The organism is Salinisphaera sp. SPP-AMP-43 (assembly GCF_049568105.1).
Lineage (GTDB): Bacteria > Pseudomonadota > Gammaproteobacteria > Nevskiales > Salinisphaeraceae > Salinisphaera.
Window position 1 is genome coordinate 3,495,557 of the sequence record NZ_CP145335.1, and the last position, 17,483, is coordinate 3,513,039.

The following is a 17,483-nucleotide window of genomic DNA, read 5'->3' on the forward strand; positions in this document are numbered from 1 at the left end:
CCGCCTCGTTTAAGCCGTGATTTCTTCGACGGACTTGCCGCGCTTGGCAGCAATGAACTCCGGATCATGCATGTCGCGCAGACCATTGATGGTCGCACGCACCAAGTTGATCGGATTGCGCGATCCGTAGCTCTTGCACAGCACGTTGTTCACGCCTGCAACTTCAAATACAGCGCGCATGCCGCCGCCGGCGATGACGCCCGTACCTTCCGAGGCCGGACGCATGATCACTTTGCTCGAGCCGTGGCGGCCGACGATGGCGTGCTGCAAGGTCGATCCGTCTTTAACCTGGACTCGAACCATGCTCTTGCGGGCAGCTTCCATCGCTTTGGCGATCGCCAGCGGCACTTCACGTGCCTTGCCATAACCGAAACCGACGCGGCCTTCGCCGTCGCCGACCACCGTCAGCGCGGTGAAGCCGAATTGACGGCCGCCTTTGACCACTTTGGCGACGCGATTGACGGTGACCAGCTTCTCGAGCAGGTCGCCTTCGGTGCGTTGTTCGTTACGTGTTGCCATGTCTCGTATCCGTTAGAACTGCAGGCCATTGTCGCGGGCCGCGTCGGCCAGCGCCTTGATCCGGCCGTGATAGGCAAAGCCCGAGCGATCGAAGGCGACCTCCTGAATGCCCGCGGCCTTGGCGCGTTCGGCGATGGTGCGGCCGATAAACTGAGCGGCGTCCTTGTTGCCACCATGGCCGGACAACTGCCCACGCAGATCTCGCTCGTTGGTCGATGCCGCCACCAGCGTGCGCCCTCCATCGGGCGACACGATCTGGGCATAAATATGCTTTGGCGTGCGATGTACCGACAGACGATGCGCACCGAGGTTGCGCATGTGCATGCGAGCCCGGCGTGCGCGCCGTAGACGAGAAACCGTTTTCTTGTGCATAACGATCCTGAATCCGTTGATGTAGGCGAGAACGCGCTACTTCTTCTTGGCGTCTTTGCGCACGATGCGCTCGTCGTCATACCGAATGCCCTTACCCTTGTAAGGCTCCGGCGGCCGGTAGGCGCGGATCTCGGCCGCAGCCTGGCCAACGACTTGCTTATCCGCGCCCTTGAGCACGATCTCGGTCGCGCTCGGCGTTTCGACCGTGACGCCCTGCGGCATCTCATAGACGACCGGGTGCGACAGGCCAAGCGACAAGTTCACCTTGTTGCCCTGGGCCTGAGCACGGTAACCGACGCCTTCCAGCTGCAACTTGCGCTCGAAGCCTTCCGACACACCGCGCACCATATTGGCCACCGTGGCGCGGACCGTTCCGGCCATTGCCATGTTCGGCTGGCGGCCAACCGGTTTGGCACGCGCGGCACCGTCCTCGACTTCGACTTCGACACCGGTCGGCAACCGGAACAGCAATTCACCGCCCTTGCCTTTGACGGTGACTTCGCGACCGTTAACAACGCACTCCACGCCGCTGGGCAGCGTGACGGGGGCTTTGGCTACTCGAGACATAAACTCGCTCCTCGTCGGCTGGCCGCTACGATACGTAGCAGAGGACTTCGCCGCCGTGACCGGCCTCGCGGGCCGCCCGGTCGGACATCACACCCTGCGACGTCGAGATGATAGAAATACCTAGGCCACCGACGACTTCCGGCACTTCCTGCTTGCCGCAATACAGTCGAAGACCAGGCTTGGAGGCGCGCTCGATATACTCGATCACACCATGGCCTTGGAAGTACTTCAGGCCAACGCGCAGACGCGGCTTGCCGTCCACTTCGCGGGTTTCGAAGCCCGAAATGTAGCCTTCTGCCTCGAGCACCTTCGCAATCGCGAGCTTGAGCTTCGAGGAGGGCATTTCCACGCTTTCCTTATCCGCCGACTGCCCGTTACGAATACGGGTCAGCATGTCGGCGATGGGGTCAGTCATACTCATGCGTACCGATACCTAATTAACTGTGAACTACCAGGACGAGAGCACGAGGCCGGGCACTTCGCCCCGCATCGCCGCTTCACGGAGCTTATTGCGCGACAGACCGAACTTGCGATAAACGCCTTTCGGACGTCCAGTCGCACGGCAGCGTCGCGTCACACGGGTCGGACTGGCATCGCGCGGCAGCGCCTGCAGTTCCAACGCAGCGGCGTAGCGCTCTTCCGGCGTGGCTTCCGCATCGTTCATGCGCGCCTTGATCGCCTCACGCTTGGCCGCGTACTTGGCTACGATTTTCTTGCGCTTCTCATCACGCGCAATCATGCTTTTTTTCGCCATAACTATCTCCGGAAGGGGAAGTTGAACCCTTCGAGTAGGGCCCGCCCTTCGTCATCATTGGTGGCCGACGTCGTGATCACGATGTCCATGCCACGCAAAGTATCTACGCGGTCGTAGTCGATCTCCGGGAACACGATCTGTTCTTTGAGACCCAGACTGTAGTTACCACGACCGTCGAAAGCCCGCGGATTGAGACCGCGAAAGTCTCGGATTCGGGGCAAGGTCACATTGACCAAGCGGTCCAGAAACTCGTACATGCGGGCCTGACGCAGCGTCACTTTGCAACCGATTGGCCAGCCTTCGCGGATTTTGAAACCCGCGATCGACTTGCGGGCACGGGTGATGATCGGCTTTTGACCGGCAATCTTTTCCATGTCCGCCATGGCCGAATCGATCACTTTGCGATCCGAGACCGCTTCGCCCACGCCCATATTGAGCGTGACCTTCGCGATACGCGGCGCTGCCATCGGGCTGCTGTAGCCGAATTTCTCGACCAGCTCGCCGACAATGCGGTCGTTGTACACGGCTTTCAACCGCGGCGCGATTGTCTGATTAGCGTTTTCCATGACTCGCCTACGCGTCCACTTGTTCGCCGGACGACCTGAACACGCGGACCTTGCGACGGTCGGCGCCTTCGCCCAGCCATTTGAAACCGACCCGCTCACCTTTTTCGGTCTGCGGGTTGTACAGCATCACGTTCGAGACGTGTAGCGGCATCTCGCGTTCCTCGATGCCACCCTGAACACCCTGGTTCGGGTCGGGACGAACGTGCTTTTTGGCAACGTTGATGCCTTCAACGACGACTTTGTCACCGGCCATCACACGGGTCACGGTACCGCGACGACCGCGGTCCTTGCCCGACATCACGACCACTTCGTCGCCGTTGCGAATCTTTTTCGAGCTCATAGCACCTCCGGCGCGAGCGAAATGATGCGCATGAACTTGGCGCGCAGCTCACGAGTCACCGGCCCGAAAATACGGGTACCGATCGGCTCGTTGTTGTTGTTGAGCAGCACGGCCGCGTTGTTATCGAAGCGGATCACCGAGCCGTCCATGCGCCGTACACCGCGCTTGGTCCGAACGACTACGGCGTTCATCACTTCGCCCTTTTTGACACGGCCACGCGGGATCGCGTCCTTTACGGTGACCTTGATGATGTCACCGACTCGAGCGTAGCGTCGATGCGAGCCGCCCAGCACTTTAATGCACTGAACGCGTCGAGCGCCGCTGTTGTCGGCCGCACTGAGTTCCGATTCTGTCTGAATCATGACGTATTGCTACCCTGCGGTATCGAACTCGCCTGCCTTGTCGACGACACGGCTAAGCGACCACGATTTGTTACGGGACACCGGACGGCACTCGACGATCTCGACCCAGTCGCCCACGTTGCAGACGTTGTCGGCATCGTGGACCTTGAGTCGCGTGCTCCGCTTGATGTACTTGCCATAGAGCGAATGCTGCGTGTGCCGCTCGATCGACACTACGATGGTTTTGTCCATCGCATTGCTAACGACTCGGCCAATCACGGCGCGCTTGCTTTTACCGCTGCTCTCGGCTGGATTGTTGGTATCGCTCATCGCTGATTAACCCTGATTACGCGCTTCGTTGAGCACGGTCTTGATACGGGCGATATCACGCCGAATGCGACCGAACTGATGGGTCTGCGAAAGCTGGCCACTGGCCTGCTGCATGCGCAGATTAAACTGTTCGCGGCGAAGCGCAAGCAGTTCGCTGTTCAGATCTTCGGTCGATTTTTCTCGCAGTTCTGTCGCTTTCATCATCGCCTCTACATGATCTTGCGTTCGACGAAAGCGGTCTTGACCGGCAGCTTCGATGCCGCCAGCCGGAACGCTTCCTGCGCGACCTCACGGCTCACGCCTTCCATCTCGTAGAGCATCGAACCGGGCTGGACTTTGGCCACCCAGAATTCGACGTTGCCCTTACCCTTACCCATACGGACTTCGATGGGCTTCTTGGTGACCGGCTTGTCCGGGAACACGCGGATCCAGGTCTTGCCGCCACGACGAATATGACGGGTCATGGCGCGACGAGCGGCCTCGATCTGGCGCGCCGTCAGGCGGCCGCGCTCGATTGCCTTGAGCCCGTATTCGCCAAAGCTGACTTCGTTACCGCGCTGTGCCAGACCGCGGTTGCGGCCTTTCTGCACCTTCCGGAACTTGACTCGCTTGGGTTGCAACATATCGGCTTACCCCGCTGCAGCGCCGGACTCGGCGCTTTCTTCGACACGCGGCTCGGTGTCGAACACCTCACCTTTGAAGATCCAGACCTTAACGCCGATGACGCCATAGGTCGTCTTGGCTTCCGCCAGGCCGTAATCGATATCGGCACGCAGCGTATGCAGCGGCACACGGCCGTCGCGATACCATTCGGTACGCGCGATCTCGGCACCGTTAAGACGACCAGCGGCGTTGACCCGAATACCACCCGCACCAAGGCGCATCGCGTTACCGACAGCGCGCTTCATCGCACGACGGAACATGATTCGGCGCTCAAGCTGTTGCGCAATATTCTGAGCGACCAGGTAGGCATCCAGCTCGGGGCGACGAATCTCTTCGACCGACAGATGTACCGGAACGCCCATGCGCTCGGACACTGCAGCACGAAGTTTGTCGATATCCTCGCCCTTCTTGCCGATCACGATCCCCGGGCGTGCCGTATGGATCGTGATGCGAGCCGAGCGGGCCGGCCGATCGATCTGAATGCGACTGACCGATGCATGCGACAGACGCCCGCGAATATAATCGCGAACAGCCAAATCGTTATTCAGCGCGTCGCTGTAACCACTGCCTTCGGCATACCAACGCGAGCTCCACTCGCTCGTAATACCGAGACGGAACCCAACGGGATGAACTTTATGACCCATATCTATATCCGCTTTCGTTGGACCGACTAGCGGTCGGCCACACGAATGGTGACGTGACTCGTCCGCTTGAGAATGCGGTCGGCGCTACCGCGGGCACGCGGCTTCATACGCTTCATCGTCGGGCCTTCGTCGACCATGATGGTCGCGATCTTCAGCTCGTCGATGTCGGCACCCTCGTTGTGCTCGGCATTGGCCACGGCCGATTCGAGCACCTTGCGCACGATACCGGAGGCCTTTTTGGTCGAGAACTCGAGCACTTCGAGCGCTCTCTCGACCGGCATGCCACGCACTTCATCGGCGACGAGACGCACTTTCTGCGCCGAGATCCGTGCGAAACGCAATTTTGCGACAGATTCCATCTCGATCTCTCCGCCTTAGCCCTTGCGATCGCCGAGGTGACCCTTGAAGGTCCGCGACGGCGAAAACTCACCCAGCTTGTGGCCGACCATGTTTTCCGACACGAATACCGGCACATGTTGACGGCCGTTGTGAACGGCGATCGTCAGACCGATCATGTCGGGCGTGACCATCGACCGGCGTGACCAGGTCTTGATCGGACGCTTCGTGCTTTGCCCTTGCGCCGCCTCGACCTTCTTGAGGAGGTGCAGGTCGACGAAAGGACCTTTTTTAATCGAACGTGGCATAACTAATCCCGTACCTGTTGGACGCGCGGCCTAGCGCTTCTTGCGCTTGGTGCCTCGACGAACGATCATGCCGTCGGTGCGTTTGTTCGAGCGAGTCTTGAAGCCCTTGGTCTTCCAACCCCAGGGGCTGGTCGGATGCCGACCGCCACTGGTGCGACCTTCACCACCACCGTGTGGGTGATCGATCGGGTTCATGGCTACACCACGAACCGTCGGCCGCTTACCGCGCCAGCGCGTGGCGCCGGCTTTACCAAGCTGGCGCAGACTGTGTTCGTTGTTGCCGACTTCACCGACCGTTGCTTTGCAATTGACATGCACGCGACGGGTCTCGCCGGACTTGAGCCGCAGCACGGCGTATTCGCCGGCGCGGGCTGCAAGCTGCACACCGGTGCCAGCACTGCGCGCGATCTGAGCACCCTTGCCCGGACGCATTTCAACACAATGCACGGTGGTGCCGACCGGAATACTGGCTAACGGCATCGCATTACCCGGGCGGATCGGCGACTGGGGGCCCGCCATGATCGGCGTACCCGCTTTCACACCACGCGGGGCGATGATATAGCGACGCTCGCCATCAGCATAGACCACCAGCGCGATGTTCGCGCTACGGTTCGGGTCGTACTCGAGGCGCTCGACCTGACCCGGCACACCTTCTTTATCGCGCTTGAAATCGATCAGCCGATAGTGCTGGCGATGACCGCCGCCCCGATGACGGGTCGTAATCCGACCGTGCGTATTGCGCCCACCCTGCTTGTGCTTTTTGACCAGCAGCGGCTCGTGCGGGTCGCCATTATGCAGATCCGGGCGTTTGACACTGACGACGAACCGGCGTCCGGCCGATGTCGGTTTTGCTTTCTTGAGTGCCATGACTTTCGCTCCTTAGGGACGCCTACTGCCCGGCGCCGTCAAGAAAATCGATCTCGTCGCCTTCGGCCAACGTCACATAGGCTTTTTTCCAGCCACTGCGCGTACCGGCCTGACCCCGAAACCGCTTCTGCTTCGACTTCACATTCAGCGTCGTGACGCCGACGACTTTTACATCGAACAAGGAAGCGACCGCCTCTGCGATTTCGTGCTTGTTCGCGTCCTTGGCAACCTCGAAGACGACCTGGTTGGCCGCTTCCGACTGAACCGAGGATTTCTCGGACACGTGCGGCGAGCGGAGAACCTGGAAAATACGTTCTTGCTTCATGCCAGCCACCCTTCGAACGCCTGCAGCGCGCTTTCGGTCATCATCACGTTCTCGGCACCAACCAACGTAACCGGATCCAGATCAGTTACCGGTACGACTTCGAGGCCGACCAAGTTGTTCGCCGAATAACCCACCTTGTCATCGATCTCGGCGACCACGAGCACGCCTTTCGGCTGACAGGACTGATCGGCAAGCGCCTTGACTAAGCCCTTCGTGCTACGGCTGTCGAGCGACAGATCGCTGATTGCCGCGAAACGATCCTGACGGATCAGCTCGGACACGATCGCGCTCATGCCGGCGCGATACATTTTGCGATTGACCTTCTGCGAGTGATCGCGCGGCACCGCCGCAAAATGCGTACCACCACCGGCCCAGATCGGGCTACGGATCGTGCCTGCTCGGGCGCGACCGGTGCCTTTCTGCCGCCAGGGCTTCTTACCACCACCCCGGACCTCGGCGCGATTTTTCTGCGCCTTGGTTCCGGCACGGGCGCCAGCCAAATAAGCCGTAACGACCTGGTGTACCAGCGTCTCGTTGAACGGACGACCAAACACGGCATCGGAAACCGATACTGATTTGTCGCCGCCTGCGAAATTCAATTCCATGCCTAAACCTGCCTGTTCGCGAGCGCGCCGTTACCCGGCCTTTTTGACCGCCGGCTGAATAATCACATCGCCGTTCTTCGCACCCGGCACACCGCCGCGCACGAGAATCAGACCACGCTCTTCATCGACCCGCACCACTTCCAGGTTTTGCACCGTTGTGCGCGCGTTACCGAGCTGGCCCGCCATCTTCTTACCCTTGAACACGTGACCGGGCGACTGGTTTTGACCAATCGAACCCGGGGCACGATGGGCCTTCGAGTTACCGTGCGTGGAGCGCTGCGAGCGGAAGTTATGACGCTTAATAACACCGCCATAACCTTTACCGAGCGAACGACCCTCGACGTCGACGTACTCACCGGCCGTGAAAATCGATACCGTCAATTCGCTACCGACTTCGACTTCGACCTGTTCCGCCTCGGCCGGCTCTTCGCCTTCGGCCGGCTCAGCAACAGCGCCGGCCACCTTGGGCCAATCGCCGTCGACCCGGAATTCCCAAAGACCACGACCCGCTTCGACTCCGGCCTTCTTGAAGTGACCAGCAGCGGGCTTGGTGACGCGATTGGCACGACGCGTGCCCGTGGTCACCTGAAGCGAACGATAACCGTCCGTTTCAACGTCTTTTTTCTGGACCACGCGATTCGGCTCGACTTCGACGACCGTGACAGGCACGGACACGCCGTTGTCGTCGAACACGCGCGTCATGCCGCGCTTGCGACCTACCAATCCAATAGCCATTTATTAGTACCTTCTCGCTTATCGCCACTCGCTAGAGGGGGCGACAGTTCAAGTATGGTGTTCCAGTGCAAAGGGCCCGCTTGATACGGGCCCTCGCGATCAGGGGCGCGAATGATAACAAACTCGCGCCGATTTGTCTCGTCTTACTGCAATTTAATTTGGACGTCGACGCCCGCAGCAAGATCAAGCTTCATCAAAGCATCGACCGTCTTTTCAGTCGGTTCGACAATATCCATCATCCGCTTATGCGTGCGGATCTCGTACTGATCCCGAGCGTCTTTATTGACGTGCGGCGAGACCAGAATGGTATAGCGCTCTTTGCGCGTCGGCAAGGGGATCGGGCCGTGGACCTGGGCGCCGGTGCGCTTGGCGGTTTCCACGATTTCCCGTGCCGACTTGTCGATCAACCGGTGATCGAAGGCCTTGAGGCGAATACGAATGTTTTGACTGGCTGCCATGACTTAAGCCGTAATCTTGGTCACGACGCCCGCACCTACGGTACGGCCGCCTTCACGAATGGCGAAGCGCAGGCCTTCTTCCATCGCGATCGGGTGAATCAGTTCAACGTTCATTGTCACGTTGTCCCCCGGCATCACCATCTCGGTGTCCGCCGGTAGTTCGCAAGCACCCGTCACGTCCGTCGTACGGAAGTAGAACTGCGGACGGTAGCCCTTGAAGAACGGTGTATGACGACCGCCCTCTTCTTTCTTCAGCACGTACACTTCGCATTCGAAGCTGGTGTGCGGCGTGATCGAACCGGGCTTGGCCAGCACCTGACCACGCTCGATGTCTTCACGCTTGGTGCCACGCAGCAGCGCGCCGATGTTGTCGCCCGCCTGGCCCTGGTCCAGCAGCTTGCGGAACATTTCTACGCCAGTGACGGTGGTCTTGGTCGTGGGATTGATGCCCACGATTTCAATGTCGTCACCTACGTTGATCACGCCGCGCTCGACACGACCCGTGGCTACGGTGCCTCGACCCGAGATCGAGAAGACGTCTTCGACCGGCATCAGGAAGGCGCCGTCCACGGCACGCTCGGGATCCGGAATGAATTCGTCCATCGCACGCACGAGCTTGGCGATCGACTCGCTGCCGTACTCGCCTTCGTCGCCTTCCAGCGCCTTCAGCGCAGAACCAACGATGACCGGCGTGTCGTCGCCCGGGAAGTCGTAGGCGTCCAGCAACTCGCGGACTTCCATTTCGACCAGCTCGATCAGCTCTTCGTCGTCGACCATGTCGGCCTTGTTGAGATACACGACGATGAACGGTACGCCGACCTGGCGCGCCAGCAGGATGTGCTCGCGCGTCTGCGGCATCGGGCCGTCAGCAGCGGACACGACCATGATCGCGCCGTCCATCTGCGCGGCACCCGTGATCATGTTCTTCACGTAGTCCGCGTGACCCGGGCAGTCCACGTGGGCGTAGTGGCGCGCTTCCGACTCGTACTCAACGTGCGATGTCGAAATCGTGATGCCACGCGCCTTTTCTTCCGGCGCCTTGTCGATTGCGTCAAACGCCGACAGCTCCGAACCGAACAACCGGTTCGATACCACCGTCAGCGCGGCCGTCAGCGTCGTCTTGCCATGGTCCACGTGACCAATCGTGCCGACGTTGACGTGCGGCTTGCTACGCTCGAATTTTGATTTGGACACGGCGACTTCCTCTTATGCCTTTTCCGGTTGATTGCGAGTCAGGGCCTCGACGATATGCGACGGCGCCTGCGCGTAATTGTCAAACTGCATGGTGTAGGTCGCACGACCCTGGCTCATCGAGCGCAGATCGGTCGCGTAACCGAACATCTCCGACAACGGGACCGAAGCAGAGATCTGCTTGCCGGTCGGGATATCTTCCATGCCTTTCAGATTGCCGCGGCGACGATTTAGATCGCCCATGACGTCGCCCATGTATTCTTCGGGCGTCACTACCTCGACGTCCATCATTGGCTCCAGCAGTACCGCCGAAGCCTTTCGGGCGCCATCCTTGAACGCCATCGAGCCGGCTATTTTAAAGGCCGCCTCGTTGGAGTCAACATCGTGGTACGAGCCGTCATACAGGGTAACCTTGACATCGACCATCGGGTAGCCGGCGACCACACCGTTGGCCATGGCTTCCTGAATACCCTTATCGACCGCGCCGACGTATTCCTTCGGCACCACGCCACCCACGATGGCGTTGACGAATTCGTAGCCGGCGCCGGCCTCTTCCTGCGGCTCAATGCGCAGATAGACATGACCGTACTGACCACGACCGCCCGACTGGCGAACGAATTTGCCTTCCTGCTCAACCTGCTTGCGGATGGTCTCGCGATAGGCGACCTGAGGCGCACCGACATTGGCCTCGACACCGAACTCACGCTTCATGCGATCGACGATGATCTCGAGGTGCAGCTCACCCATGCCGGAAATAATGGTTTGAGCGGTTTCCTCGTCGGTGCGCACCCGGAAGGACGGATCCTCCTGGGCCAACTTCGACAGGGCCACACCCATCTTTTCCTGGTCGGATTTCGACTTCGGCTCCACAGCGACCGCAATCACCGGCTCCGGAAACTCCATACGCTCCAGAATCACCTGGGAATCCGGCGCGCACAGCGTATAGCCAGTGGTGACATTCTTGAGACCGACCACGGCGGCGATATCACCAGCACGCACTTCCTTGATCTCCTCGCGGGAGTTGGAGTGCATCTGCAGGATCCGGCCGACACGCTCTTTCTTGTTTTCGATCGGGTTGTAGATCGAATCACCCGACTGCAGCACACCCGAGTAGACCCGGATAAACGACAGGGAGCCGACAAAGGGGTCGGTCGCAATCTTGAAGACCAGCGCAGCGAACGGCTCTTTATCGGAGGCGCTACGCTCGATGCTGACGTCCGGATCGTTGGCGTCCTGGCCTTTGATTGCCGGCACCTCAGTCGGCGACGGCAGATAATCGATCACGGCGTCCAACATCGCCTGCACGCCCTTATTCTTAAAGGCCGTACCACACATGCAAAGGGTGATCTCGTTAGCAATGACGCGCTTACGCAGACCTGCCTTGATCTGATCGTTGGTGAGCTCACCGTTTTCGAGATAAAGCTCCATCATCTCTTCGTCGGCTTCCGCTGCGGCCTCGATCATCTCGTCGCGATACTTCTGGGCATCAGCCTTGAGATCGTCCGGGATATCGTGTGCTTCGAAGGTCCGACCGGCGTCTTCCTGGTTCCAGTAGATCGCCTGCATGCGGATCAGGTCGACGATGCCCTCGAACTGGTCTTCGGCCCCGATCGGCAGCTGGATCGTGACCGGATAGGTGGCCAGACGCTGCTTCATCATCTCGATGCAACGCCAGTAGTCCGCGCCCAGCTTGTCCATCTTGTTGACGAACGTAATCCGCGGGACGTGGTACTTGTCGGCTTGACGCCAAACAGTCTCGGTTTGCGGTTCTACGCCGGCGTTGGCGTCCAACACACAAACCGCGCCGTCGAGCACACGCAAGCTACGCTCGACTTCGATGGTGAAGTCCACGTGGCCAGGGGTGTCGATGATGTTGACGCGATACTGCTCGGGGTACTGCTGCTCCATACCCTGCCAGAAGCAGGTCGTCGCAGCCGAGGTGATCGTGATGCCGCGCTCTTGCTCTTGCGACATCCAGTCCATCACGGCGGCGCCGTCATGCACCTCGCCCATCTTGTGGGAAATACCGGTGTAGTACAGAACACGTTCGGTCGTCGTCGTCTTGCCAGCATCGATGTGGGCCATGATGCCGATATTGCGATAACGCTCGAGTGGATGCTTACGGGCCATGATGGTCTCTTATGACTCTTGCGAAATGAAGCGCGCGAGAATGGCGCGTCTTACCAGCGGAAGTGCGAGAACGCTTTGTTGGCGTCGGCCATGCGATGCGTATCTTCACGCTTTTTAACCGCCGCACCACGATGCTCGGACGCATCGATCAGCTCGCCGGCCAACCGACGGGCCATCGTGTTCTCGCCACGCTTGCGAGACGCGTCGATAACCCAGCGCATGGCCAGAGTCGTACGACGCACGGCGCGGACTTCGACCGGCACCTGATAGGTGGCACCACCGACGCGACGAGATTTGACCTCGACCGCGGGACGCACGTTGTCCAGCGCTTCCTGCAGAACCTCGACCGGCTCGTCGGTGCCCTTCTTGGTGGAGATCTGGGACAGCGCGCCGTAGACGATCATCTCGGCCTTAGACTTCTTGCCATCTTCCATGATCATGTTCATGAACTTGGCCAGAAGTTCGCTGTTGTAGCGCGGATCGGGAAGAATTTCGCGACGCGGCGCGGATGTACGACGGGACATAGCTTTCGTTACCTATTCGTTTGAACGGATGCGGCCGACCTACGATTTCGGCTTCTTGGCGCCGTACTTTGAACGACCCTGACGACGCGCTTCCACGCCCGAGGCATCCAGCGCACCACGCACCGTGTGATAGCGCACACCCGGCAAGTCCTTCACACGACCACCGCGGATCAGAATGACCGAGTGTTCTTGGAGATTATGACCTTCGCCGCCGATGTAGCTGGCCACTTCGTAGCCATTGGTCAGACGAACACGCGCGACCTTACGCAGCGCGGAGTTCGGCTTTTTCGGCGTCGTGGTATAGACACGAGTGCAGACGCCACGCTTCTGCGGGCAGCCCTGCAACGCCGGCACATCATTCTTCTGGCGTTTATCCTTGCGGCCCTTGCGGACCAGTTGGTTGACCGTAGACACGTCGTCACCCTGCTCGTTTCAAAAAACTAAGGCAGCCCGGTAACCCAGGCTGCCGATAAAGGACGGCGGATACTAAAACAATGCGGGCTGCATGTCAACGCGGCCCGCACCGCCTCAGAATTTCCGCTTAGATCGTCGTATCGTCGGCGTTGTGCTCACCGGGATCGCGCCGGTCGAGCGCATCGCTGGCGTCGGCCGAAACTTCGGCTTCTGCCTCGACCGCCTCTTCGGCCGCCTCACCCTTCGTGGCCGGCAGCGCCCCCTGAAGGTCCAGCGGGCTGAGACGTTCGCGACGACGCTGCTCGTGATAGGCCAGGCCGGTACCGGCCGGGATCAGGCGGCCGACGATCACGTTCTCCTTCAGACCGCGCAGATCGTCTCGGGCACCACGGACCGCGGCTTCGGTGAGCACGCGGGTGGTTTCCTGGAACGAAGCCGCCGAAATGAAGGACTCGGTGGACAGGCTCGCCTTGGTGATACCCAGCAGCAGACGCTCGAAGGTCGCCGGCTGTTCGCCTTTGGCCTCGACCCGACGATTCTCGTCGAGCACCGATTGGTACTCGGCCTGCTCGCCCTGCAGGAACTTGGTATCGCCCGGATCCAGAATCTCGATCCGGCGCAGCATCTGGCGAACGATCACCTCGATGTGCTTGTCGTTGATACGCACGCCCTGCAGCCGGTAGACGTCCTGGATCTCCTTGACCAGATAATCCGAAAGTTTCGGAATCCCCTGGAGACGCAGGATATCGTGCGGCATCGGCTCGCCGTCGGAGACGATTTCGCCCTTCTCGACGTACTCGCCTTCGAAGACGTTGATCTGGCGCCACTTCGGCACCAGAAGCTCGGTCTCGTAACCATCGGAGTCGACGATCTTGAGCCGTTGCTTGCCCTTGGTCGCCTCACCGAAGCGCACTGTCCCCTCGGCCTCGGCCAGGATCGCCGGCACCTTGGGCTTGCGTGCTTCGAACAGGTCGGCCACTCGCGGCAGACCACCGGTGATGTCGCGAGTCTTGGACGATTCCTGCGGAATACGCGCAACCACGTCGCCGACCACGACCTCGTTGCCGTCCTCGACCACCACAATGGCCTTGGGCGGCAGGCTGTAGGCCGCCGGGATCTCGGTACCCGGGAAGTTCAACTCGTTGCCGTCGTTATCCAGCAGCTTGATGACCGGGCGCAGATCCTTGTTGCCCTGACCACGCGATTTCGGCTCGGTGACCACCAGCGTGGATACGCCGGTGATCTCGTCGATCTCGCGCTGGACGGTCACACCCTCGATGAACTCCTCGAACTTCACCTTACCGGCGACTTCCGAGACGATCGGATGGGTATGCGGATCCCAGTCGGCCAGCCGCGCACCGGCTTCGACCTGATCGCCTTCGCCGACGTGCAGACGCGCGCCGTAGGGGATCTTGTAGCGTTCTTTCTCGCGGAAGTTCTCGTCGACCACGCCGATCTCGCCGGAGCGGGAAACGGCGACCAGATGGCCATCCTCGGCGTGCTGCACGGTCTTAATGTTGTGCAGCTTAACCGTGCCATCGGTCTTGGTTTCGACGCCATCCGCGGAGACCGCACGGGAGGCCGCCCCGCCCACGTGGAAGGTGCGCATGGTCAGCTGCGTGCCCGGCTCGCCGATCGACTGGGCAGCAATCACGCCGACCGATTCGCCGATCGAGACCCGATCGCCACGGGCCAGGTCTCGGCCGTAGCACTGGGCACAGACACCGAACGGCGCCTCGCAGGTAATCGGGCTGCGCACGTGCACCTGGTCGATCGAGTTGACCTCGAGCCGGTCGACCTCGCGCTCGCCCAGCAGCGTGCCAGACTCAATGAGCGTGGTGTTGTCGGCCGGATCGACCACATCGCGGGCTAGCACACGGCCGAGTACGCGTTCGCGCAGCGGCTCGACCACGTCGCCGCCTTCCACGATCGGATACATCGGAATGCCGCCCTCGGTGCCACAGTCGTGGTCGGTGATGACCACGTCTTGCGACACATCCACCAGACGCCGGGTCAAGTAACCCGAGTTCGCAGTCTTGAGCGCGGTGTCGGCCAGCCCCTTACGCGCGCCGTGAGTGGAGATGAAGTACTGCAGTACGTTCAGACCTTCACGGAAATTCGCGGTAATCGGCGTTTCGATGATCGAGCCATCCGGCTTGGCCATCAGGCCACGCATGCCGGCCAGCTGACGGATCTGGGCCGCGCTACCACGGGCGCCGGAGTCCGCCATCATGAAGATCGAGTTGAACGAGGTCTGATCGACCGGCTTGCCCTCGGAATCCACGACTTCGTCGCGGCCGAGTTTATCCATCATGGCATTGGCAATCTGCTCGTTGGCTCGCGACCAGATATCGATAACCTTGTTGTAGCGCTCGCCCTGGGTCACGAGACCCGAGGTGTACTGCTCCTCGATCTCTTTGACCTCGGCCTCGGCACGCTCGAGCTGGTCGCCCTTTTCCTCGGGGATGACCATATCGCCGACCGCGATCGAGATACCAGCCCGGGTGGACATCCGGAAGCCGGTGTACATGAGCTGGTCAGCGAACACGACGGTTTCTTTGAGACCAACGTTGCGATACGCCTGGTTGATCACCTCACTGACCGACTTCTTGCCGAGCTCCTGGTTGATCAAAGCAAACGGCAGCCCCGGCGGCAGGATGTCGCAGAGCATCGCCCGACCCACCGTGGTATCCACGATCCGGGTCACCGGCGTGGTATTGCCGTCCTCATCCATGTCGACATCGTCGATACGGACCTTGATCAAGGCCTGCAGATGCACCTGCCCAGCGTCATAGGCGCGATGCACCTCGGCCGGATCGGAAAAGGTCATGCCCTCACCGAGCTGGTTCACCCGCGAACGGGTCATCCAGTACAGACCGAGCACGACGTCCTGGGTCGGCACGATGATCGGCGCACCGGAGGCCGGCGACAACACATTGTTGGTCGACATCATCAACACGCGCGCTTCCATCTGTGCTTCGATGGAAAGCGGCACGTGGACGGCCATCTGGTCGCCGTCGAAGTCGGCGTTAAAGGCGGTGCAGACCAACGGATGCAGCTGGATCGCCTTGCCTTCGATCAGTACCGGCTCGAACGCCTGGATGCCCAGACGATGCAGGGTCGGCGCACGGTTGAGCATGACCGGGTGCTCGCGGATCACGTCCTCGAGCATATCCCAGACTTCCGGTTCTTCACGCTCGACCATCTTCTTGGCCGCCTTGATCGTGGAGGCATACTCCAGACGCTGCAGGCGGGAATAGATGAACGGCTTGAACAGCTCAAGGGCCATCTTCTTGGGCAAGCCGCACTGGTGCAGCTTGAGCGTCGGGCCGACCACGATGACCGAACGGCCAGAATAGTCGACACGCTTGCCGAGCAGGTTCTGACGGAACCGGCCCTGCTTGCCCTTAATCATGTCGGCCAGCGACTTCAGGGGACGACGATTGGACCCCGTGATCGCCCGGCCACGACGGCCGTTGTCGATCAGCGCGTCGACCGACTCCTGCAGCATGCGTTTTTCGTTACGCACGATGATGTCCGGCGCGTTCAGATCCAGCAGGCGCGACAGACGGTTGTTACGGTTGATCACGCGACGATACAGATCGTTGAGATCCGAGGTCGCGAACCGACCGCCGTCGAGCGGCACCAGCGGACGCAGGTCCGGCGGCAGCACCGGCAGCGCACGCAGAATCATCCACTCGGCCTTGTTTCCGGACTGCTGGAAATATTCCAGCAGCTTCAGGCGCTTGCCGAGACGCTTGATCTTGGTGGCGGAACCGGTGGCGTTAAGCTCCTCGCGCATGCGCTGGGCTTCGGCGCCCATGTCCATGTTCTTGAGGATGTCCAGCACGGCCTCAGCGCCCATCTTCGCCGAGAATTCGTCACCGTACTGCTCGACCGTGTCCAGATACTCTTCTTCCGAGAGCAGCTGGTACGGCTCGAGCGGGGTCATGCCCGGATCGGTCACGACATAGGCTTCGAAATACAGCACGCGCTCGATCGCGCGCAGCGGCATGTCGAGCAGCAAACCGATACGGGACGGCAGGCTCTTGAGGAACCAGATATGGGCAACCGGGGCCGCCAGATCGATATGACCCATGCGCTCGCGGCGCACCTTGGTCTGGGTGACCTCGACGCCGCATTTTTCGCAGATGACGCCGCGATGCTTCATCCGCTTGTACTTGCCGCACAGGCACTCGTAGTCCTTTACGGGGCCGAAGATACGGGCACAGAACAGGCCGTCGCGCTCCGGCTTGAAGGTCCGGTAGTTAATGGTTTCGGGTTTTTTGACCTCACCAAAAGACCAAGAACGAATGGTCTCGGGCGAAGCCAGGCCGATACGAATGGCGTCGAACTCTTCGACGTCGTCCTGGCTCTTGAACAGATTCAGCAGATCTTTCATGTCCTACTCCGGATCGTGAGATGTCGCTTGCAACGCGCACGGTGGGTTAAGCCGTGCGAACGGTCGGCGCTAAGCGCCGACCGTTTCAACGC

Annotated in this window: 24 protein-coding genes; all 24 read right to left on the reverse strand. The window is 60.5% G+C overall.

Translation table 11 applies throughout. The annotated features are described in order from the left end of the window. Nucleotides 1-9: 9 nt before the first annotated feature. The 24 genes from rpsE to rpoC all read right to left on the reverse strand — a co-directional run bounded on the left by rpsE (nt 10) and on the right by rpoC (nt 17,391). A complete protein-coding gene (gene rpsE, locus V5738_RS15015) occupies nt 10-519 on the reverse strand; it encodes a 30S ribosomal protein S5 (protein WP_423821629.1) in 510 nt (169 codons plus the stop codon). A 12-nt stretch (nt 520-531) separates the two neighbouring features. Further along, a complete protein-coding gene (gene rplR / locus V5738_RS15020; RefSeq protein WP_423821630.1) occupies nt 532-891 on the reverse strand; it encodes a 50S ribosomal protein L18 in 360 nt (119 codons plus the stop codon). 36 nt (nt 892-927) lie between these two features. Then, nucleotides 928-1,458 (reverse strand): 50S ribosomal protein L6, encoded by a 531-nt coding sequence (gene rplF / locus V5738_RS15025; protein ID WP_423821631.1) that lies wholly within the window; start codon nt 1,456-1,458, stop codon nt 928-930. A 25-nt stretch (nt 1,459-1,483) separates the two neighbouring features. After that, nucleotides 1,484-1,879, reverse strand: a complete 396-nt coding sequence (gene rpsH / locus V5738_RS15030; protein ID WP_423821632.1) for a 30S ribosomal protein S8 — start codon at nt 1,877-1,879, stop codon at nt 1,484-1,486. Nucleotides 1,880-1,906: 27 nt separating this feature from the next. Continuing rightward, entirely contained in the window at nt 1,907-2,212 is a 306-nt protein-coding gene (gene rpsN / locus V5738_RS15035; RefSeq protein ID WP_423821633.1) for a 30S ribosomal protein S14, read from the reverse strand. 2 nt (nt 2,213-2,214) lie between these two features. Continuing rightward, nucleotides 2,215-2,778, reverse strand: coding sequence for a 50S ribosomal protein L5 (gene rplE / locus V5738_RS15040; protein ID WP_423821634.1), 564 nt, complete (start codon nt 2,776-2,778; stop codon nt 2,215-2,217). A gap of 7 nt (nt 2,779-2,785) precedes the next feature. Further along, nucleotides 2,786-3,118: a 50S ribosomal protein L24 gene (gene rplX, locus V5738_RS15045; RefSeq protein ID WP_423821635.1), complete on the reverse strand. Its 333-nt coding sequence runs from the start codon at nt 3,116-3,118 to the stop codon at nt 2,786-2,788. Further along, on the reverse strand, nt 3,115-3,480 hold the full coding sequence (rplN, locus tag V5738_RS15050) for a 50S ribosomal protein L14 (protein WP_423821636.1): 366 nt from the start codon (nt 3,478-3,480) through the stop codon (nt 3,115-3,117). Before rplN ends, rplX begins: the two co-directional genes overlap by 4 nt. A gap of 9 nt (nt 3,481-3,489) precedes the next feature. Next, nucleotides 3,490-3,789, reverse strand: a complete 300-nt coding sequence (rpsQ, locus tag V5738_RS15055) for a 30S ribosomal protein S17 (RefSeq protein WP_423821637.1) — start codon at nt 3,787-3,789, stop codon at nt 3,490-3,492. 6 nt (nt 3,790-3,795) lie between these two features. Then, entirely contained in the window at nt 3,796-3,990 is a 195-nt protein-coding gene (rpmC, locus tag V5738_RS15060) for a 50S ribosomal protein L29 (RefSeq protein ID WP_423821638.1), read from the reverse strand. Nucleotides 3,991-3,998: 8 nt separating this feature from the next. Continuing rightward, on the reverse strand, nt 3,999-4,412 hold the full coding sequence (gene rplP / locus V5738_RS15065; RefSeq protein ID WP_423821639.1) for a 50S ribosomal protein L16: 414 nt from the start codon (nt 4,410-4,412) through the stop codon (nt 3,999-4,001). 6 nt (nt 4,413-4,418) lie between these two features. Next, nucleotides 4,419-5,096 carry a 30S ribosomal protein S3 gene (gene rpsC, locus V5738_RS15070; RefSeq protein WP_423821640.1) on the reverse strand — a complete coding sequence of 226 codons (678 nt, stop codon included), beginning with the start codon at nt 5,094-5,096 and terminating at the stop codon, nt 4,419-4,421. A gap of 26 nt (nt 5,097-5,122) precedes the next feature. Continuing rightward, the gene (rplV, locus tag V5738_RS15075; RefSeq protein ID WP_423821641.1) at nt 5,123-5,455 is read right to left on the reverse strand and encodes a 50S ribosomal protein L22; all 333 of its coding nucleotides are present in this window, start codon (nt 5,453-5,455) and stop codon (nt 5,123-5,125) included. A gap of 15 nt (nt 5,456-5,470) precedes the next feature. After that, nucleotides 5,471-5,740 (reverse strand): 30S ribosomal protein S19, encoded by a 270-nt coding sequence (rpsS, locus tag V5738_RS15080; protein WP_423821642.1) that lies wholly within the window; start codon nt 5,738-5,740, stop codon nt 5,471-5,473. 30 nt (nt 5,741-5,770) lie between these two features. Continuing rightward, nucleotides 5,771-6,607, reverse strand: a complete 837-nt coding sequence (gene rplB, locus V5738_RS15085) for a 50S ribosomal protein L2 (RefSeq protein ID WP_423821643.1) — start codon at nt 6,605-6,607, stop codon at nt 5,771-5,773. A 22-nt stretch (nt 6,608-6,629) separates the two neighbouring features. Beyond that, a complete protein-coding gene (gene rplW, locus V5738_RS15090) occupies nt 6,630-6,932 on the reverse strand; it encodes a 50S ribosomal protein L23 (RefSeq protein ID WP_423821644.1) in 303 nt (100 codons plus the stop codon). After that, nucleotides 6,929-7,537: a 50S ribosomal protein L4 gene (gene rplD, locus V5738_RS15095; protein WP_423821645.1), complete on the reverse strand. Its 609-nt coding sequence runs from the start codon at nt 7,535-7,537 to the stop codon at nt 6,929-6,931. The genes rplW and rplD overlap by 4 nt, the downstream gene beginning before the upstream one ends. Nucleotides 7,538-7,567: 30 nt before the next feature. Then, on the reverse strand, nt 7,568-8,272 hold the full coding sequence (rplC, locus tag V5738_RS15100) for a 50S ribosomal protein L3 (protein ID WP_423821646.1): 705 nt from the start codon (nt 8,270-8,272) through the stop codon (nt 7,568-7,570). A gap of 143 nt (nt 8,273-8,415) precedes the next feature. Then, a complete protein-coding gene (gene rpsJ, locus V5738_RS15105; RefSeq protein ID WP_353109714.1) occupies nt 8,416-8,730 on the reverse strand; it encodes a 30S ribosomal protein S10 in 315 nt (104 codons plus the stop codon). A 3-nt stretch (nt 8,731-8,733) separates the two neighbouring features. After that, complete coding sequence (gene tuf, locus V5738_RS15110; protein ID WP_423821647.1) at nt 8,734-9,924, reverse strand: elongation factor Tu; 1,191 nt, start codon at nt 9,922-9,924, stop codon at nt 8,734-8,736. Between the two features lie 12 nt (nt 9,925-9,936). Beyond that, on the reverse strand, nt 9,937-12,051 hold the full coding sequence (fusA, locus tag V5738_RS15115; RefSeq protein ID WP_423821648.1) for an elongation factor G: 2,115 nt from the start codon (nt 12,049-12,051) through the stop codon (nt 9,937-9,939). A 50-nt stretch (nt 12,052-12,101) separates the two neighbouring features. Further along, nucleotides 12,102-12,575 carry a 30S ribosomal protein S7 gene (gene rpsG, locus V5738_RS15120; protein ID WP_423821649.1) on the reverse strand — a complete coding sequence of 158 codons (474 nt, stop codon included), beginning with the start codon at nt 12,573-12,575 and terminating at the stop codon, nt 12,102-12,104. Nucleotides 12,576-12,614: 39 nt separating this feature from the next. Then, complete coding sequence (gene rpsL / locus V5738_RS15125) at nt 12,615-12,989, reverse strand: 30S ribosomal protein S12 (RefSeq protein WP_423821650.1); 375 nt, start codon at nt 12,987-12,989, stop codon at nt 12,615-12,617. 127 nt (nt 12,990-13,116) lie between these two features. Continuing rightward, a complete protein-coding gene (gene rpoC, locus V5738_RS15130; RefSeq protein WP_423821651.1) occupies nt 13,117-17,391 on the reverse strand; it encodes a DNA-directed RNA polymerase subunit beta' in 4,275 nt (1,424 codons plus the stop codon). Nucleotides 17,392-17,483 lie beyond the last annotated feature (92 nt).

Coding starts and splice junctions, on each gene's coding strand:
- rpsE (WP_423821629.1), bottom strand. CDS start 519: ATGGCAACACGTAACGAACAACGCACCGAAGGCGACCTGCTCGAGAAG.
- rplR (WP_423821630.1), bottom strand. CDS start 891: ATGCACAAGAAAACGGTTTCTCGTCTACGGCGCGCACGCCGGGCTCGC.
- rplF (WP_423821631.1), bottom strand. CDS start 1,458: ATGTCTCGAGTAGCCAAAGCCCCCGTCACGCTGCCCAGCGGCGTGGAG.
- rpsH (WP_423821632.1), bottom strand. CDS start 1,879: ATGAGTATGACTGACCCCATCGCCGACATGCTGACCCGTATTCGTAAC.
- rpsN (WP_423821633.1), bottom strand. CDS start 2,212: ATGGCGAAAAAAAGCATGATTGCGCGTGATGAGAAGCGCAAGAAAATC.
- rplE (WP_423821634.1), bottom strand. CDS start 2,778: ATGGAAAACGCTAATCAGACAATCGCGCCGCGGTTGAAAGCCGTGTAC.
- rplX (WP_423821635.1), bottom strand. CDS start 3,118: ATGAGCTCGAAAAAGATTCGCAACGGCGACGAAGTGGTCGTGATGTCG.
- rplN (WP_423821636.1), bottom strand. CDS start 3,480: ATGATTCAGACAGAATCGGAACTCAGTGCGGCCGACAACAGCGGCGCT.
- rpsQ (WP_423821637.1), bottom strand. CDS start 3,789: ATGAGCGATACCAACAATCCAGCCGAGAGCAGCGGTAAAAGCAAGCGC.
- rpmC (WP_423821638.1), bottom strand. CDS start 3,990: ATGAAAGCGACAGAACTGCGAGAAAAATCGACCGAAGATCTGAACAGC.
- rplP (WP_423821639.1), bottom strand. CDS start 4,412: ATGTTGCAACCCAAGCGAGTCAAGTTCCGGAAGGTGCAGAAAGGCCGC.
- rpsC (WP_423821640.1), bottom strand. CDS start 5,096: ATGGGTCATAAAGTTCATCCCGTTGGGTTCCGTCTCGGTATTACGAGC.
- rplV (WP_423821641.1), bottom strand. CDS start 5,455: ATGGAATCTGTCGCAAAATTGCGTTTCGCACGGATCTCGGCGCAGAAA.
- rpsS (WP_423821642.1), bottom strand. CDS start 5,740: ATGCCACGTTCGATTAAAAAAGGTCCTTTCGTCGACCTGCACCTCCTC.
- rplB (WP_423821643.1), bottom strand. CDS start 6,607: ATGGCACTCAAGAAAGCAAAACCGACATCGGCCGGACGCCGGTTCGTC.
- rplW (WP_423821644.1), bottom strand. CDS start 6,932: ATGAAGCAAGAACGTATTTTCCAGGTTCTCCGCTCGCCGCACGTGTCC.
- rplD (WP_423821645.1), bottom strand. CDS start 7,537: ATGGAATTGAATTTCGCAGGCGGCGACAAATCAGTATCGGTTTCCGAT.
- rplC (WP_423821646.1), bottom strand. CDS start 8,272: ATGGCTATTGGATTGGTAGGTCGCAAGCGCGGCATGACGCGCGTGTTC.
- rpsJ (WP_353109714.1), bottom strand. CDS start 8,730: ATGGCAGCCAGTCAAAACATTCGTATTCGCCTCAAGGCCTTCGATCAC.
- fusA (WP_423821648.1), bottom strand. CDS start 12,051: ATGGCCCGTAAGCATCCACTCGAGCGTTATCGCAATATCGGCATCATG.
- rpsG (WP_423821649.1), bottom strand. CDS start 12,575: ATGTCCCGTCGTACATCCGCGCCGCGTCGCGAAATTCTTCCCGATCCG.
- rpoC (WP_423821651.1), bottom strand. CDS start 17,391: ATGAAAGATCTGCTGAATCTGTTCAAGAGCCAGGACGACGTCGAAGAG.